The organism is Ignavibacteria bacterium (genome assembly GCA_013177855.1).
Taxonomy (GTDB): domain Bacteria; phylum Bacteroidota; class Ignavibacteria; order Ch128b; family Ch128b; genus Ch128b.
On record JABLYA010000006.1, the window covers coordinates 105,919 to 123,128 of the forward strand.

A 17,210-nucleotide genomic window follows, 5' to 3' on the forward strand; every position below is an offset into this window, starting at 1 on the left:
TGGTATCTATTTATTTTTTACAAAAAAAGTGAAGTAATTTAACTTCACTCTTTTTAAATTATTAAATCATTCATAATTATTTAAGTATATTTACTAAATGTTCTGAAATTTTTTTAGATTCTTCTAAAACAAATTTTTCTTCATCTTTTGTTATAAATTTGTCTTTATATGTTAGTACAAAAAAACCAATTGGTTTGGAATTTTTAACATTTTTATTAAAGATATTTATTAATACCATTGATTTTATTCCTTTTTTATCCAAAAATTCATATAAACCATTGTCATATTCATCTAAGTCTGATATATCATCTATCAAAAGATTTATTTTAGTTTGATATAATTGTGATATTACATCTATATTAGTTATTGGTACTTGCCCATATTCACCTGTGAATATTATAGTTCCATCACCACCATCAGACTTTATCTGATAAACAAAGTCTATATTGATAGACTTTAAATTATTATTCTTAACAAATGTAAAAACAGATAATGTAAATGGTTTTGTATTTTCATATACACGCCTTACTATTCTAAAAAATTCATAGTATGATTTAATCTTTATTATACTTTGCTTTTTCTTTTTATTTTCTATTTGTTTATTTAATAGTTCAATTTTTTTGGAGTATTCTTCATTCATCCTATTAAATTTAATATAAAATATGACTGATGAAATAAGTACTATTACAATAAATAACGGACAAAAAAATGTTATAAACATAGTTATTATTTATTTATTTATTAATCCTCCTATACTTATGGATGTATCATTAAATATTTTTAATTGTTCATTATCCAATGAAACATTTTTGTTATAAAACGTAATGACAATAAAACCGATTGGTTTGTTGTTATAATTTAAAATCAATCTTGAATAATAAGACTTAATACCTTGATTATTCAATATCTGAAATATAGTATTATCTGTTTGTTCGAGAGTGTGTATATTAGATATTAATATAGGTTTTTTATCGATTAAAAGTTTATTCCATAAAAAATTAACAGATATTGGTAAATTTTGTTGTTCATTATATATTTCATCTATACCTTTAGCTGTTGCTTCGTATGTATTAGAACATTTTCTAAAATCAACACCAGCTACAGATTTACCACCATTATGATATTCATAAACAGAAACCCTATCTGCTTCAAATTCATTTAATAATTGATATATTAATTGTCTAACTCTATTAGCATTTACTGCACCATTTCTTAGTTTTTCTTCAATTTCATATTCATCATCTTTTGAAACTAATTTTATAATAAGTTCATCAATTTTTTTCTCTTGTCTTTTCATCATTCTTAATATAAATTTTATTAAGAACCAAGTGAAAAATCCTAAAACAACAAGTGAAACTAATGTTACACCATATCTATCAAACATTTCAAGAAAATACTCAGTAGTTGTAATTTGTAATAAAATATTAAGCATCATCAAATCAACATTTATTTTTTAGTATATATAAAACTTTATTTTTGAATTTTTATATATATAGTATAAGTAAATTAAAAAAATTAGGGAACTATATACTTGTTTAACCTAAACTAATTCCTATTATTTATATATTATTTTTAATTTTTGTTCTTTTCCTTATCTTTGAGGAATTAATCTTTTTAATAAATATTCAATGAAAGAAATCATATACGTTTATACAACCGAAACATACAAATCCAAAAATTGGTATAAAATTGGAATGACTAACCAGGAATCTGGTTCTGTCCGTATTTCACAGCAAGATGGAACATCTAATCCTGAAAAATTAGAAAAACAATACGAAGTTAATCTTTTTGGAGAAACTGAACTTACTGCTTATGAAGTTGAGCAGAAAATCCACAGATTTTATGAAAGACTTGGGAAAAGAGTTAGAGATAACCGAGAATGGTTTGAAGTTGATGGTGGTGTAGAAGAAATCAAAAAGGTTATTGAATCTATCTTGGATAACTCTGACCTACACAAATCAGAAATTAAACTGAAACCACATCAAGTCCAAGCAAACAATAAAATCAATGAGTGTTTCAGTTCTGATGATAAAAGATGTTTATTAGCTCACAAACCAAGATCTGGTAAGACATTTACCACAATCTATAACATAAAAGAAAACAACTATAAGAATGTTGTCATTTTAACATCATACCCCATATTGAACTTTCAATGGGAAGAAGTTATATTAGGATTCAAAGGATTTTCAAATACTGAAGTTATTATTGGTTCTGGTTTAGATAAAATTGAACTAAATCCTGATAAAAATTCAATCGTTCTTCTATCTCTACAAGATGTTAAAGGCGGAGAAGAAGTATTTGAAAAAGAAAAGTTTGACTTAATTAAGGATATAGAGTTTGATTTACTTGTGATAGATGAAGTTCATTATGGAGTTGAGACTGAAAAAACACAAGATTTCTTAAATAAGATTAAATATACAAGAATGTTGGGTTTATCAGCAACACCAACAAGAAATCTTCTATGTGGTAGATTTTCAAAAGAACAAATTCATAATTATACTTTGGTTGAAGAGATTCAATTAAAGAAACAATATCCCGATTTGTATCCTTATGCTGATATTAACTTTCTTATTTGGAATTTATCTAATGGTGAAAAATCAGAGTTGAAATATTTTTCTGATGAGGAACAATTTAAATTTGATAAATTTTTTAGAATAGAAGGTGATGAATTTTATTACAAATCTGATATTGTTTATCTATTTAAGAAGTTAATTGGTGATAATTCTATTTGTCGTAGAGATAAATTAGGAACTTCTTATCCATTTAAAAATAATCGTGAATTCTCTGCTGTAAAATCTATCTTATTGTTCCTTCCAAATATCACCGCTCAATATAAATTGAAAGAATTATTAGAGGAGTTAGAATCATATGATGATTTTAATATACATATCACTAATAGCGGTGAATATTCTTCTAAAAATCTTATGAAGAAGATTAAAAGAGATTTCAAATCTGGTGATAAAAGGAGTTTAATTTTAGCAGTCGACCAATTAACAACCGGAATCACACTAGATGATTGTGATATGGTTGCACTAATGAATGATTGGAGATCAGTTGATAAATACGTTCAAGCGTCATTTAGATGTCAATCCCCAAGAGAAGGTAAGACAAATTGTTGGGTATTGGATTTTAATGCTGCTAGAAGTTTTGAATTGATGTGGGAATACCAGAACATCATTTCTAAAAACAATGGTAAATCACTAACCGAAAATATAAGTGAGTGGGTTGAGTGTGTAAATATCTTCAATAGAATTGAAGGCGAAATGATTAAGGTTGATTTTGATGGTTTTAACAACGAATATAATAAAGCTGTTTTAGAAAGACCTAGATTTAACTATCAATCTGTTATTTTACAAGATAAATTAGGACATGATAATATCAGTAAGGCTCTAATGGCAATTGGTATCAAAGGTGGTTCATCATCTTCTGATGAAGATTTGAATAGTGATGGTATTGATAAGGGTAAAAGTAGAAAATCTGAGAAGAAAAGTAGTGGTAAAGGAAAAGTAGAAGAAGTTATAAGTCAGGCTAAGTTAATGGAGATTGCTAAGGCATTAGTTGATAAGACTATGTTATTAAGTATATTCACTTACTTTAAGTATGATAATGTAGATGATTGTTTTAAGGCATTAGAAGAAGATAATACGATTGTTTCGGGTATTGGTGAGTTGGAAAAGAAGATGTATTTGGAAACTTTATTGTTAGGAATGAATGATGTTGATAAGGTTAATTTATCAGTTATCAAGTTCATCTATGATAATATTTATGATAAGGAGATTATCAATAAGAAGCTTTATTTATTCAACCAAAACGTAAATTTAATATATAATAGTATCAGGGAAAATCCTGGTATTATTATTGATATGTTAGCAAATTTAATGGAATTGGTGGATAGTTATTTGAAACCAAGTAATACGGAAAAAAGACTTTTGGGAGAGGTTTTTACACCACTTTATGGGAAACCTGGTTGTGTGGAAGACCAATTGAATTTAATGGATGAATCTTTTTGGAGAAGAAAGGATGTTAAAGTATTGGATCCATGTGCGGGAATTGGAAACTACTCTGTTGTTCTTGTTGATAAATTTATGAAAGGGTTAGTTGATGAATTTCCTGATAGTGAAGAAAGACTAAAATGGATTTTAGAAGAAATTATCTATATCAATGAGTATCAAAGTAAAAACTTGTTTATTTATCTTCAATTATTTGATCCTGAGAATAAATACAAGATGAATTTTAATAGAGGTGATTATTTGAAATTGGATATTAAGGAGACTTTTGGTGTTGATAAGTTTGATTTAATCTGCACAAATCCCCCTTATAATAAGTCAAATACAGGACAAGGAACAAATAGTGGATCAATTTACCAAGACTTTATATCTAAATCATTGAAGGAATCTGATAATTCAATATTCATCGTTCCAAAAAAATGGTCAAATAATTCATTTAAAGAATTTAGAAAGGAAATAATTGATTATGGTATATCAAATATTAATATAATAGAGAAAGGTGATGATATATTCTCTACAACAGGCGTTGGTGAGGTTTCCATTTTAAAACTCGCAAAAGGTGTAAATAAAATGATTGTTAATTGTGATTTTGAAATTGATTTAGTGTCAAATAGAGAATTATTAATTGATGGTTTTCTCTTTGATGATTTATCATTATCTATAATAAATAAGATCAAATCAAAATCTAATAAATTCCTAAACGAATTGTATAAAAATCCACAATTAATTAAGACAAATCTTTTACCCAAGACAAACAAAATTAAAAAAGAAAATGGTATAGAATATAAGGTAAGGGCATCGAAAGGAAAGGATATAAATCTAAACCTACAAATTGAAGATACTGAACTCAAAACATTATCTTTTGATAAATTCAAAGTTTCTTTTGAAAAAATATATGGAGGTTATATAAATGGCAATTTCTCACAATTAGATGTTTTGGAACCAAATTTTATAACAACCGAGGGTATATCATATTTTGAGTTTAATAATAAATTAGAGGCTGAAAATTTCATATATTTTCTAAATACAAAATTTTCTAAATATCTAAGGTTGATTAAGCAATATGATAGAAGTTTTACAAGTATGATTTTCAGTTATATACCTGTTTTAGATTTTAATAAAAAATGGACAGATGAACTTCTATTTGATTATTTTGGTCTAACAGAAGAAGAAAGAAACATAGTTTTAAACTATGATAAAAAATAAAGAAGTAGAATGTTAATATATTGTATAGAAAAGATAAAAATGGTGCTATATCTAATTTAGGATGGGCTTATGAAGAGTCTGATAATGTTGAAGTAGAAAATCCAAATGAGTATAAAAATACTTCAAAAGAAGAATTCATAAAACAAGCAAAATCTAATAATTTAGAAGATAAGATCCGAACAACTAAGAATGATAATGTTTCAATTATATCTAATAAATATTTACGAACTGATGGTGATAAGAATAAACATAATGATATGTTAGATTTGGATAGTTGTGATAAATTTATTATGGGTATTATTAATGATACATTTTGGAAAAATACCAAAATAGTAAGATAAAAATAAGTAATATGTAGTGGATAAAAGACATTTAGATTTAAATTATATAAATGAATTAAAAGAAAAATCAAAAACAGATGAAAACTCTTTAAGAGAGTTATTGAAAATACAAGAAATTGGTAAATCATCATTAATTGAAATTAGTCATGAATTTGAAATTCCAGTTAAGCCATACATAGATTCACTAAACATCTATAAAAATAACAATATCACAAATTTTTATTGTAGAAAAATAGTAGAAGAATATAGTAATCTACTTAAAAATACTGATTCAAAGAAATATGAAAAGACTTCTATAGACCACTTTTCTGTATTTGACTATTCATCAATGTCCAATATAAATGAATCATTCAATAAAATAATTGAAAAGAAGTTAATAAAGCAATATTATACTTCTATATTTAGTATTCTATTTGATAATATTGATGATCTAACAATAAATGAGTCTGTCTCGGATTCTATTGGGAAAACTATATTAGAAACCTTTAATAAATCAAAAAAGGAAAATGATTGGATATCAATTAATATGGTGTCATTAAAACTAATTGAACCATTAGTTAGAGAGTTGTTTATTAAAAATAACTGGTTATATAAGAAGTCAAATCTAAAAAATAAGACACTTGGTGAATTATTGGACTCACCCAATTTTAGAGATAAATATCCAAACATATGTAATGGATTGAAAATGATTCTATGTGATTATTTAGGACTTAACCTTAGAAATAGTGAGTTTCATAATTTAACAGAAAACTCTTCCAATCCAATTATAACTAAGATTTCATTTATTTGTATATCATCAATTTTAGACTTATTTGAAGATATTAATATTGAGAAGTATTATAAGATTTCAAAATCAAAAATTGAAACAAATGATTATAAACCACTAAAAAATGATATAAATTCTCATTTAGAAGCAATAAACTATATACAATGGGAATTTATGTCAGATAGAAAAGATCCAAGAATAGATAAAGTATTCTCAGATATTTGTATTCCAAATGGTGTTAATCAAAAAGAACTTGATATTGATTTTTCTAAATACTCAGTAGAAGAATTTCTTAAAGAAATTATGAAGTTGAAGAATTAAATATATAAGATATGATCAACGAGGGAAGAGGAATATCTGAATTAAATAAAGAAGAAACTGAGAATCTATTTAATATTTTCAAGAAAACTGGATATCAAACATTTAATCATCAGATTCTAAATAGGATGGTAGAGATAACATTCTCAGAAGGAAATTATGATTCAAAGTTTTATAAAAAATCAGGTAAATATTACTTTTTGATAACTTGCCCAAAAGACTGTGATGAGTTAAAGTTAAAAACAATTATAACTCATGAATTAAATCACTTTATAGAGGTTTCTAAAATAGAAGATAAAAAATATAGATATCCAAATTATAATAAGATAAAAAAATCTCTTATTGAATTTGATCCAGAATCTAAACAACTCCAATTTTTTAAACATCTTATTTATAAAACACTAGATAACGAAGTAAATGCTAACGTTAATCAAACATATACTTATCTGAGAAGTTTTAATTATTCTGATGAAAATTATCTAAAATCAAAATTAGAAGAATATGAAATAAGAAAAGAATATAAAAATTTACTAAATTTCAATGTATCAAAGTTTAAAAGTGATGTAAGGTTAAATAAAATTGATTTTGTGGAATTTAATGAAATATTGATAAAAAATAGAGTTGATGATTTTTTAGATTTTATCTATGAGAAAGATATAGATAGATATATTGATAATTGGTTTAAAATAATAAACGCAAATATTAGAAAACTACTTAAAAAACAAGATAATATAATAAAAGAAGTTATTGAAGATATTAATAAATTGAACAATTACACATCAGAATATCCAATAAGTGAGAAAATAATTCTAAATTATACTGAATATTTAAAGGATAATTTGAAATTGAAGAATTAAATATATAACATATGATTAACGAAGGAAAAGGAATATCAGATGTAATTAAAGAAGATGTTGATAAAATATATCAATTATTTTTAGATAATTCATTCTCATCACATACTTATAAATTTGGTAAAGAAAAATTAGGATTTAGAGACTTAAAAATAAAGTTTAATCATCTAAACAACTATTATTCCAATATACAGATTGATAAACTCAATAACATAACCGTAAATATTGGAATACCTACTAACGGCAGAGAGAAGAGAGTTAAAGAAAACATTGCTCATGAATTAACTCATGTTATGGAAATCCTTGGAATAGGAAATGATAAAGAATATCCTAAATATAACAGGATTAAATTAAGTCTAAGAGAGTTCAAAGATTATCCAATGTCAAAAGCAATGGAGTTTTTAACTGATGTATTTTATAAAACATTAGATAATGAAGTGAATGCTAATGTTGCTCAAACTTACATCTATGTTAAAAGTGATGGTAGATGTCCAAAAGAGCAAGCATTAATCAGATTAAAAGAATGGGAGACCTACAAACTATACGATAGTATCAAGAACATAAAATTGGAAATATTAGAAAATAAACTTACAAGTGAAGAAGTAAATCATTTTAATTCTCTACTCATTAAAAATGATGTTAAGACAATATCATCAGATAACATAATGATTTGGTTAAATTATTGGTTTAAAATATTTAAGAGAAAGGCTGATATTTTTTTGAAAAATTCAGAAAGAATTTTAGAAGAAATTGAAGATGATTGGAAAATATATGAGAATTACACTACATCTATTCCAGGTTATCCAAAAATAATAGATTATTCTCCATACATCAAAAAATTTGACGATTTTACAGATGAAGAAAATTAAAATAGGACTTGATTTAACAAAGGAAATTAAGAAAAATGAGTTTATAGTTCAAGGCGAGACAAATCCTGATTGGGTAAAATAATAAAAGGAAGCCTCAAAAAAATGTAGGTTTAGATTTAACTAAAAATCAATCCAGTGTCATTGAATACCCAAGATATTTATATAATTGATTTTAACATATCATTAAACTCAATATCAATCACACCATCTAAATCACTATAAAGTTCTCTTAAAATCATTTTTAACCTAACCAATTCATCATCTGAAAACAAACCATCATTCAATTTATTTCCAAAAACAACTTTTGACATACCCATTTTTTGAGCCAGTAAAGTTTGGTTCAATTTCCATTTTTTAATTACTTCCAACATTTTTTAATTCTTTATAGGTTAAACGATTGTTAATATTATTTAGGACATAATCAAATCTATAACTCTCAGAAAATCCACGAGTGTTATATCTGAATACAAATTCATCAACATATCTTTGTAGATGTTTTCTACTCATTGAATGATAAATTCCCATTATTCCTCTTTTCAAAATTGCCCAAAATCCTTCAATTGTATTAGTGTGAATATCACCTTTAACATATTCTTTACTATTGTGTTTTACAACATTATGATCAAAGATTTTAGATAATCCTTTATATCCTAACCATTCATCCGTATTTAATGGATTTCCTGATTTCAAGTTTTCATGTATAAACTTCTTCAAGATTTCTCCTGATGTTCCATCTACAACATTAGCTCTCAATTCACCACCTCTTTGGATGATACCAACAACAGGAGTTTTAGTTTTCAAACTTCTACCTTGTGTTCCTTTTGTTTTCTTACTTTGATGTTTATTCTTTTCTTGGCCACCAATATAAGTTTCATCCGCTTCACAAGTTCCTTCTAACTTATCAGTTGGTTGATTATTTAATCCTAAACTATGTCTAACTCTATGAAGCATAAACCAAGCTGTTTTTTGAGTAATTCCTAAATATTTGTGTAATTGTAAAGATGATATACCTTTCTTATGAGAAGTTATGAGATAAATAGCTGCGAACCATTTTTGTAGAGATATTTTACTTCCTTCAAACATTGTTCCAACTCTTACTGAAAATTGTTTCTTACATTTATCACACTTATAAACTTTACCATTACTATATTTGAAAACTTTATCGTGCTTACAATCTTCATAAGGACAGGTTATATTACCATTCCATCTAATTTGTTCCAAGTATTCTCTACATACTCGTTCATTATTAAAGTATGTGAAAAGTTGGACTAAATTATTGAATTTCTGTAAGATTATCATACATATTATATGATAAAATCACGGAAAAGTTTTTACAAATGTAAATAAAATAATTAAACTTTCCTAATTTTATTTATATAATTAATAGGAATTAGGTTAAACAAGTATATAGTTCCCAAAAATTATATAATATGAAGTTTCTTAAAACCTTTTCAGGAAATTTTTCAGAACAGGATACCTTTTCAGGAAATTGTTCAGAAGAGGATAGATGTAATAGTTGTGGCGCACCATTAAATCCTAAAAAGGATAGATGTGAATATTGCGGTTCTTATTATAAAATGAAACCAAGGATTAACACCGTGAAAAAAGATCAAAAAAAATATTAAAAAAAATTATTGGGATGATTATAAAAATAGAAGTAAAAAATTAACAAAAGATAGAACAAGAAGTTCAGAACCTATGTAATATTATCATTATCAATTATTTCAACATTTGAAAATATATCTTTACTTGTACGTATAATTTTATCAAATATACTAAGATCAACAATTTGTTCCATACCATGATTTACTATAATTATATTAATCTTGTGTTCTAAAGCTATTTCTCTTAAAACATTTAACGTCAGATTTATATTATTAACATCAACACCATCAAATATTTCATCCAAAAACATTATATTTGATTGTTTCAATTCCAATACTAAATTCAAATAAGACAAAGCAATCGCTATATTTATTTTTTTATCTTCACCCTTTGATAATGTTTCTGGATCAATATTTAATATACCAAGTTCAAATATATTAGCATCAAAATTCTCATTTAATTGTGCATGATATTCTGAATTTAACTTTGTTAAATAATTGTTAAGATATTTATTTATAGGTATCAAAGCATTCTTAATCATAGATTTTCTGACACCATCTACAGAAAACATTTTTTTCAATTCTTCGTAAATTTCTGATTTCTTGTTCAAAGATTTTAGTAATTCTGATTTTTGTTTGTTTGTCTCTTTCAAAATATTTATCTTCGTTTCAAGGTTTTCTGTTGTATTATCTTCACTTTGGTTTTTCAAATTTTTATATTCTTTATTTAATAGAGCAAGTTCTGTTTTTAATTCAGTTAGTTTATTCTGAACATCATTCTTTTTATTATAAATTGAATCAAAAGTATTTCTAATTTTAGTATCTTCCAAAATACATCTTTCTAAGAACTTGTCACATTCTTGAATTTGTTGTTTTTTTAATTTAATTTGATCGTGCATTTCTGTTAAATGTGCATCATGTCCTTCACTCAAATCTGTATCACACACAGGACAAATACCACTTTCAAAAACCTTTATTTTTTCTTCAAGTGATTCAATTTCAACTTCAAGTTTTGTTTTTTCTTTTTGTTTATCAGATTTGATTTGATATAATTTGCTAAGTTTTTTATTAGTATCTTCTTTTTGTTTATCAAGAGATTTTATTTCTTCTTCATATTCGATATATGTTGGTTTTTTTGAAATTATTTGTTCTTTTAATTCAGTTAATCTTTCATTTCTTGTTTTCTGTTGTGTAAGTTTTATATTTTGAATTGTTTGTCTATATTCTAATATAGATTGTTCATTATGATATATTTCATTATTTAAATCAGTAATAAGTTTTTGATTTGAAATATCTAAATCTTTTGTAATAGAATATAATGTATCTAAATCGTTTAAATTAAATAATTTGTTCAATAAATTTTCTTTATCTTCTTTTGACAAGGATATAAAGTTCTTAAAATCATTCATATTAAGTGATATAAATGACTTAAAAATTTCAAAACTATATCCTATAAGTTTCTCTCTGTCTTTTTCAGACATAATTTTAAATCTTTCGGTGTAAGGTTCTTCATTAACAAACATTTCAAAATTATTAGGTTGTATATATCTTTTCATTATTATATCTTGACCTAATTGATTTTTAAAAAACACACCTGTATATAAATTTCCATTCCTTCTGTTAGGAAGTTTTGTTAGAGCCAATCTTTTACCAGATTTACCCTGAACTTTTCCAAATAAACATAGTTCTAAAGATTGTTTTATAGTTGATTTACCTGTACCATTATGACCAACCAATAAAATCAAACCACCTTTATTATCAAATTCCAATGTTTGAAGATTATTACCGTAAGAATTTATATTTTTGAACTCTAATTTCTTAATGAACATCCAATATCCTATTTAATTTTTCATCTCTAAAAAACATAGAGTATTCTTTTTTAATGATAGTCAAAATTTTAGGTATTTGTTTAAAATCATTTTCATTAATAAAGAAAAAATGTAATGGCTTTTCATTTAGTTTATTTCTTTCTGGTAATCAGAATATATTTCTTTATATTGTTTGTATTTCATTATTTAATACTCTTTTTAATTTTTGTTCTCTATAATAATTTTTCCTAAAATCAAAAGGAACCCAATCTTTGCTTTCCAACATTCTTAATTTTAATACTTTATCTTTGTACATTCTAACAGCATCATTTATATTTTGATCTTTTTTTAATATATAATGTTCTCTTGACATATTTCTTTCATAATTTTTATAACTCCAACCGTTCTCTTTTATCATTTTTTTATCTAAGTCAGTTAATTTTTTGATTGGATATCTTATTTCACTTTCATCAAAAGAAAACCCTTTCCCTTTTTTATTCAAAAATCTGAAAATCCATCTTTTGTGTTTCAAGTGCCAGTATCTATATGTTACTTTTACTTTATATGTATTTTCTAGCATTTCTACTTCTTGTTCAAATTCATCTTCTTCAATAGTATGGTATTTGTGGGAACCTACTATAAAATCTCTCATATTAAAATACTTATAAAATATTTTATCACATTTATCTGGATACCAAGAATCTTTACCATCATGCCACAGATAAAATGTGAAAAACCAACCATATTGAGATATACCTATTCTTCTAGCACAATTTAAATAACCACCTTTACCTTCATTGGCGTAAGAATTCCATTCTTTTGGATACCATTTAAAAATACCAGAAAATGTAATATAAAACTCAAAGAAAAGAAACCAGAAATTGAATGTATAATCATGTTCTACACCATCTATATTTAAACTACAATTAAATATATGAAATGGTTTAAAAATCCATTCTACACCTATGGTTTTATTATAGTTGTTATCAAGATAAAGCCAACAACGTCCTTTTCTTAAAGTATTTTCTTCTGATTTACTTAACCTCATTCTTTATAATTTGATTTCTATTTAAATGTGTTTGTTCAACATTTAAAATCAATATTCTTTTGTTGTAGGATTATATATGTGTTATATTAAATTGTTTAATCCATGTTGATAATTTTTTTATTGTCGTAATATTTTTTACCATAAATTATAACACATATATCATCTAATTATTTATATGTTCTTGTGAATGATGATACAATTAAACTATAGTAGGAAAACTTTTATTAAATATTTGAATATAATAAAAAACAAAAAATGAAAACTGAATATAGTAGGTAAATGCGATGGATTATTATTTCAATACTACAATAATTGAACATAAAACTTGAATATATCTAATGTTAGAAATAGTATGGAACGAAATATAATTTATAACGAAGATTGTAAGATTACATTAAAAAGATTTCAAGATAAATTTATTGATGGGATAATTACATCACCACCATATAACATCAACACAGAAAGAAGTGATTGTTATTACAATAATGGGTATTCTGAATTAGATGGATTAAGTGAGAATGATTATCTTGAAATAAGAACCAATGAATTTAAAGAATTTTCAAGAGTGATAAAGGATAAAGGAGTAATTTGCTATAACATATCTTATGCAAAAGATAATCCAATTTTACCGATATTATTAGTTGCTAAAATTCATAACGAAACAGATTTAACTATTGCCGATATTATTTGTTGGAAAAAGTCAAATGCAATACCTTTTCAAACTTCTCCAACTAAATTGAGTAGAATTACTGAATTGATTTATGTTTTTGTAAAGAAAGAACATTTACACACATTTAAAACTAACAAAGAAGTAAGTAAGGTAAATAAAAAAACAGGACAAAAATTTTACAAAAACTATGTAAATTATATTGAAGCAAGAAATAATGATGGATACAAATGTCAATTGAAAGCATCGTTTTCACAAGATTTAGTAAATCAACTCATAAACATTTACTTTCCAAAAGGTAGTTTGATCTATGATCCTTTTACTGGTATAGGAACAACACAATTAAGTTGTATTGAAAATGAATGTGATTATATTGGTAGTGAATTGATAAAAAAACATTATGAAATTGCTTTAAATAGAGTAGAAGAAAAAATAAAAGAAAAAACTTTACTTTAAAACAATCAATAGAAAATTATCATTTGTAAATAAAAATGAACTATTATGTGTTATTTTTTTTAATATTAACGATTTAAGGATCGTTAAAATGTATTTAACGATTTAAGGATCGTTAAAATATTTTGATTATGGATATTTTGTACAATGACATAATATCAATACATGATACTTGCAGTCATCATATGAACAAACCCAAATCCTTTTTTATTTTGATATTTAAAAAATTAAGATGGTTTTTATCCTTCTGTATTTTCATCAGGTATTTGTTTAAAAGCATTCTTTACCGCTACAATTGGATCAAATTCTTTCTTTTCTGGTGGAACAACAACAACACCACCAAAAGTATGTGAACCAGAACTTTTAGCCATCGCTGATTTAGATGCTCTAAAAATAATATAATTATTTATTTTATTCAATTTTTCATCATTTTTAACAGCATTGGCAACCTTTTTATAATCTTGGTTATTTTGTTTGCAAATTTCTGCCCATCTTTGCCAATCTTCTTTTGTAATGTCAGCTAAATTAACTTTAATTTTCTTAAAGTTTGTTTCATGTGTGTAAGATTTTTTCCATGATTGAACAATAAAATGTGTCAAAGAGTTGGTGTCAAGTCTTTCCCAACCTTTTTGTTCTGTTGATGAAAATAAACCTTCATCTATCTGTTCTATTTGTGAGAATTGACTATAATTTTTTAAATATTCCATATTAATTTAATTGTTTTTTCTAATGTTATATATTAATTAAAAAAACTCATTTTTTTTTATTTTTATGTTTTACAAACCAATTTTTTGCTATAAAATACAAAATTCAATAAACTAAATAATTAATCATAAAAAACATAATTTAAAACTAAACTTTTATGACTTGAATTTTGCTTAAAAACATTAAATTTATATAAACATTCATTTAATGAAACTCGATATTTCGTAATTTAATTATCTTCACTTTTTTAAAGTGTTTAATTCTTTTCTTCAGTTTGAATACATTTTCATAAAAAAATGGATAATTGAAATTAAGTCTTGAGTTAATTCTGTTTGAAAGTTTTTCCCTTCTTTAGATTTTAACCACATAAAATATATTTCCTTATATATTAAAGAAAATTATTTTTTTATGATTTTTATGTTAAATTATTGTTAATTTTTAATAGTTGGGATGTAAGTTTGCAAAATATAAACCGATACCAATGATACATCTGCTATGGTTTATTTTAATAATATGAAAATAAAAACCAGAATTTCTTCTGGCTTTTATTTTACTTACAAAGTGAATCTGCAGCACTTGAACTTGCGTAAGCTTTAGGTTTACCAACAACTTTAAATCCCATACTACAAAACATACCCATAGCAGCATTATAAAGTTTGTTAGACTTGTTTTTTTGCTTATCACCTTCATTTGAATTGAAATCCAAATGGATTATAGGCAATCTATAAGGAACCGAACCATCATATTCATTCTTTTCATGCTTAACGAAATATTTACCTTTTAATTTTTCATCTAACCAAATACCTAATTCCATTAAGTATTCTACTTCATTCCATAATTTAACTGTAATGTAATCATTTAAAGGCATTAAGTTATTGTCTTTATAATTTTCAATAACATCATAATGCCATTGTGATACTCTCTTTCTTTTTTTCAAATAAGATTTTGGCATTTTTAATCTTTTAAAAATACAGTGAGCACCATTATGTTTAAAATTATCATACATAACAATAGTTAAGGCATATGTAAGATTCTTACGGTGTGGCTGAGAGTCACAACCTAACATATTTGAATATTTGAATGCAAAGTTCCATGACCATTTCTTTTGGTGTAATCAACAATGTAATCAACAATGTTTTCAATTTTTTCACCACTAACTTTCTTAAATAAATTTTCTTTCATTTTCCGTTCTTTTCTAAAATAAAAAACCTCTCATTTGAAGAGGTTTTATTTTATATAAATTACCTTTCCTACCAGGACTGAGATGTTTGAAATTTCTGATAATTTAAAATCATAAGAACCAGTTAAATATAATTTCAAAGTATTTTTATCTATGTTTAATTTTTTACAAACATCTTCTTCCGTTTCACCATTATACTTAAAATAATTTATAAGTAAATTGGATATATACAGTGACGTATTGGAAAATATTCTTGTAGACTTTGTTGAATCTAATAATTCTTCTACATATTTATTTACTATTTTAAGCTTTGTGTAATGTTCTATTAATTCTATTTCATCCTTTTCATTTTTTGGAATAACACCATCATATAGAACTGAGCTTTTATCATCTTCTATTTGTGTTATTGTTAATCCATCAAAATAAATTGATACATGAAATGGTTCGTTAGACCAACTATACAATCCATTCTTTATAAAGCCGAATTTTTCTAATGTTTTTTCCATAAACATATATATTATATTTGACGGATCTTGTTTAGTATTTTTTTGTTCAAAACATTGTAAAAATCGTTTAATAATGGTTCAGGAATAATTATACTATGCTTTTCAAATTCTGAAAAAATTTCATCTTTTGTAAATGAACCTTCTGAAATACCATCAGTCCATTGATTTAACCACAACCCCCAACTCTTTTTACCTATTATAACACCTTTAACAATATTTGGGTGTCTGGTTGTGGGTGTTGTTACTTTGTATTCACCATTTTCAAATGAGCGAAATACAAATTTTCCTTCTTCGCTATTGATGTCAAAATTAACTAGAACATCAGAACCACAAAATGTTAAAATACCACAACGGTATGATTTAAGAAAAAATGAAAAAATTATATTGAAATTATCAGTATATTTTTTTTCTTCTTCTGTGTTGTCTGGTCGGTACTATCCGACCTTTTGTGCTTCCAGCATTTTTTGTTTATTAGTTTTCATAATTTGATGATTTTATTTTAGTAGTCCCGACAGGAATTGAACCTGCGACCTTTTCCATGTCACGGAAACGCTCTCCCAACTGAGCTACAGGACTATGTTTCGAATAATATCATTACTAATAATATTGTGCATTTTCGATGATATTATATTGATAATTAATACAATAAAGTAGATTTTGTCTACTAAAGTTGATTGCTTTATTGTGCGGATTTTGCTTTATTAATGTACTGAGCAACATATCGGATTCGAACCGACACCTCAACCTTGGAAGGGTCATATGCTACCATTAACACCAATGTTGCTTTTGAGCGGGTAGAGAGAATCGAACTCTCATCCTCGGTTTGGAAGACCAATATAATCTGCTTCTCAGCTCCATTATACGATACCCGCATTTTT

At 25.1% G+C, this 17,210-nt stretch carries 15 protein-coding genes and 3 tRNA genes; 6 read left to right on the plus strand and 12 right to left on the minus strand.

Features of this window, described 5'->3' with window-relative positions; genetic code table 11:
- Nucleotides 1-76: 76 nt before the first annotated feature.
- Both HPY57_14300 and HPY57_14305 read right to left on the minus strand, forming a co-directional pair.
- A complete protein-coding gene (locus HPY57_14300) occupies nucleotides 77-640 on the minus strand; it encodes a hypothetical protein (GenBank protein NPV12939.1) in 564 nt (187 codons plus the stop codon).
- A gap of 90 nt (nucleotides 641-730) precedes the next feature.
- Nucleotides 731-1,435 (minus strand): hypothetical protein, encoded by a 705-nt coding sequence (locus HPY57_14305; protein ID NPV12940.1) that lies wholly within the window; start codon nucleotides 1,433-1,435, stop codon nucleotides 731-733.
- A 193-nt stretch (nucleotides 1,436-1,628) separates the two neighbouring features.
- On the opposite strand from HPY57_14305, the gene HPY57_14310 reads away from it, so the two are divergent.
- Genes HPY57_14310 through HPY57_14330 form a run of 5 tightly spaced genes read left to right on the plus strand, consistent with a single transcriptional unit; the run spans nucleotide 1,629 to nucleotide 8,361 of the window.
- Nucleotides 1,629-5,213 carry a DEAD/DEAH box helicase family protein gene (locus tag HPY57_14310; protein NPV12941.1) on the plus strand — a complete coding sequence of 1,195 codons (3,585 nt, stop codon included), beginning with the start codon at nucleotides 1,629-1,631 and terminating at the stop codon, nucleotides 5,211-5,213.
- 20 nt (nucleotides 5,214-5,233) lie between these two features.
- Nucleotides 5,234-5,554: a hypothetical protein gene (locus HPY57_14315; protein ID NPV12942.1), complete on the plus strand. Its 321-nt coding sequence runs from the start codon at nucleotides 5,234-5,236 to the stop codon at nucleotides 5,552-5,554.
- A 16-nt stretch (nucleotides 5,555-5,570) separates the two neighbouring features.
- The gene (locus HPY57_14320) at nucleotides 5,571-6,641 is read left to right on the plus strand and encodes a DUF4209 domain-containing protein (GenBank protein ID NPV12943.1); all 1,071 of its coding nucleotides are present in this window, start codon (nucleotides 5,571-5,573) and stop codon (nucleotides 6,639-6,641) included.
- Between the two features lie 11 nt (nucleotides 6,642-6,652).
- Nucleotides 6,653-7,495 carry a hypothetical protein gene (locus HPY57_14325; GenBank protein NPV12944.1) on the plus strand — a complete coding sequence of 281 codons (843 nt, stop codon included), beginning with the start codon at nucleotides 6,653-6,655 and terminating at the stop codon, nucleotides 7,493-7,495.
- Between the two features lie 11 nt (nucleotides 7,496-7,506).
- Entirely contained in the window at nucleotides 7,507-8,361 is an 855-nt protein-coding gene (locus HPY57_14330) for a hypothetical protein (protein NPV12945.1), read from the plus strand.
- 158 nt (nucleotides 8,362-8,519) lie between these two features.
- On the opposite strand, the gene HPY57_14335 is transcribed toward HPY57_14330, so the two are convergent.
- From HPY57_14335 to HPY57_14350, 4 genes are all read right to left on the minus strand, one after another.
- Nucleotides 8,520-8,732, minus strand: a complete 213-nt coding sequence (locus HPY57_14335) for a hypothetical protein (protein NPV12946.1) — start codon at nucleotides 8,730-8,732, stop codon at nucleotides 8,520-8,522.
- Nucleotides 8,716-9,654, minus strand: coding sequence for an IS1595 family transposase (locus HPY57_14340; GenBank protein ID NPV12947.1), 939 nt, complete (start codon nucleotides 9,652-9,654; stop codon nucleotides 8,716-8,718). The genes HPY57_14335 and HPY57_14340 overlap by 17 nt, the downstream gene beginning before the upstream one ends.
- Nucleotides 9,655-10,057: 403 nt before the next feature.
- Complete coding sequence (locus tag HPY57_14345) at nucleotides 10,058-11,794, minus strand: AAA family ATPase (protein NPV12948.1); 1,737 nt, start codon at nucleotides 11,792-11,794, stop codon at nucleotides 10,058-10,060.
- A 163-nt stretch (nucleotides 11,795-11,957) separates the two neighbouring features.
- The gene (locus HPY57_14350; GenBank protein ID NPV12949.1) at nucleotides 11,958-12,821 is read right to left on the minus strand and encodes a hypothetical protein; all 864 of its coding nucleotides are present in this window, start codon (nucleotides 12,819-12,821) and stop codon (nucleotides 11,958-11,960) included.
- A gap of 352 nt (nucleotides 12,822-13,173) precedes the next feature.
- Between HPY57_14350 and HPY57_14355 the strand changes: the two genes are divergently transcribed.
- The gene (locus tag HPY57_14355) at nucleotides 13,174-13,944 is read left to right on the plus strand and encodes a site-specific DNA-methyltransferase (GenBank protein NPV12950.1); all 771 of its coding nucleotides are present in this window, start codon (nucleotides 13,174-13,176) and stop codon (nucleotides 13,942-13,944) included.
- Between the two features lie 236 nt (nucleotides 13,945-14,180).
- Here the strand turns inward: HPY57_14355 and HPY57_14360 are convergent, their stop codons facing one another.
- The 6 genes from HPY57_14360 to HPY57_14385 all read right to left on the minus strand — a co-directional run bounded on the left by HPY57_14360 (nucleotide 14,181) and on the right by HPY57_14385 (nucleotide 17,204).
- A complete protein-coding gene (locus HPY57_14360) occupies nucleotides 14,181-14,648 on the minus strand; it encodes a hypothetical protein (protein NPV12951.1) in 468 nt (155 codons plus the stop codon).
- A gap of 548 nt (nucleotides 14,649-15,196) precedes the next feature.
- Nucleotides 15,197-15,598, minus strand: a complete 402-nt coding sequence (locus HPY57_14365) for a hypothetical protein (GenBank protein NPV12952.1) — start codon at nucleotides 15,596-15,598, stop codon at nucleotides 15,197-15,199.
- Nucleotides 15,599-15,873: 275 nt separating this feature from the next.
- Nucleotides 15,874-16,332, minus strand: a complete 459-nt coding sequence (locus HPY57_14370) for a hypothetical protein (GenBank protein NPV12953.1) — start codon at nucleotides 16,330-16,332, stop codon at nucleotides 15,874-15,876.
- 503 nt (nucleotides 16,333-16,835) lie between these two features.
- Nucleotides 16,836-16,908 (minus strand) — tRNA-Val (locus HPY57_14375).
- A gap of 136 nt (nucleotides 16,909-17,044) precedes the next feature.
- A tRNA-Gly gene (locus HPY57_14380) sits at nucleotides 17,045-17,116 on the minus strand.
- Nucleotides 17,117-17,121: 5 nt separating this feature from the next.
- A tRNA-Gly gene (locus HPY57_14385) sits at nucleotides 17,122-17,204 on the minus strand.
- Between the last annotated feature and the right edge of the window lie 6 nt (nucleotides 17,205-17,210).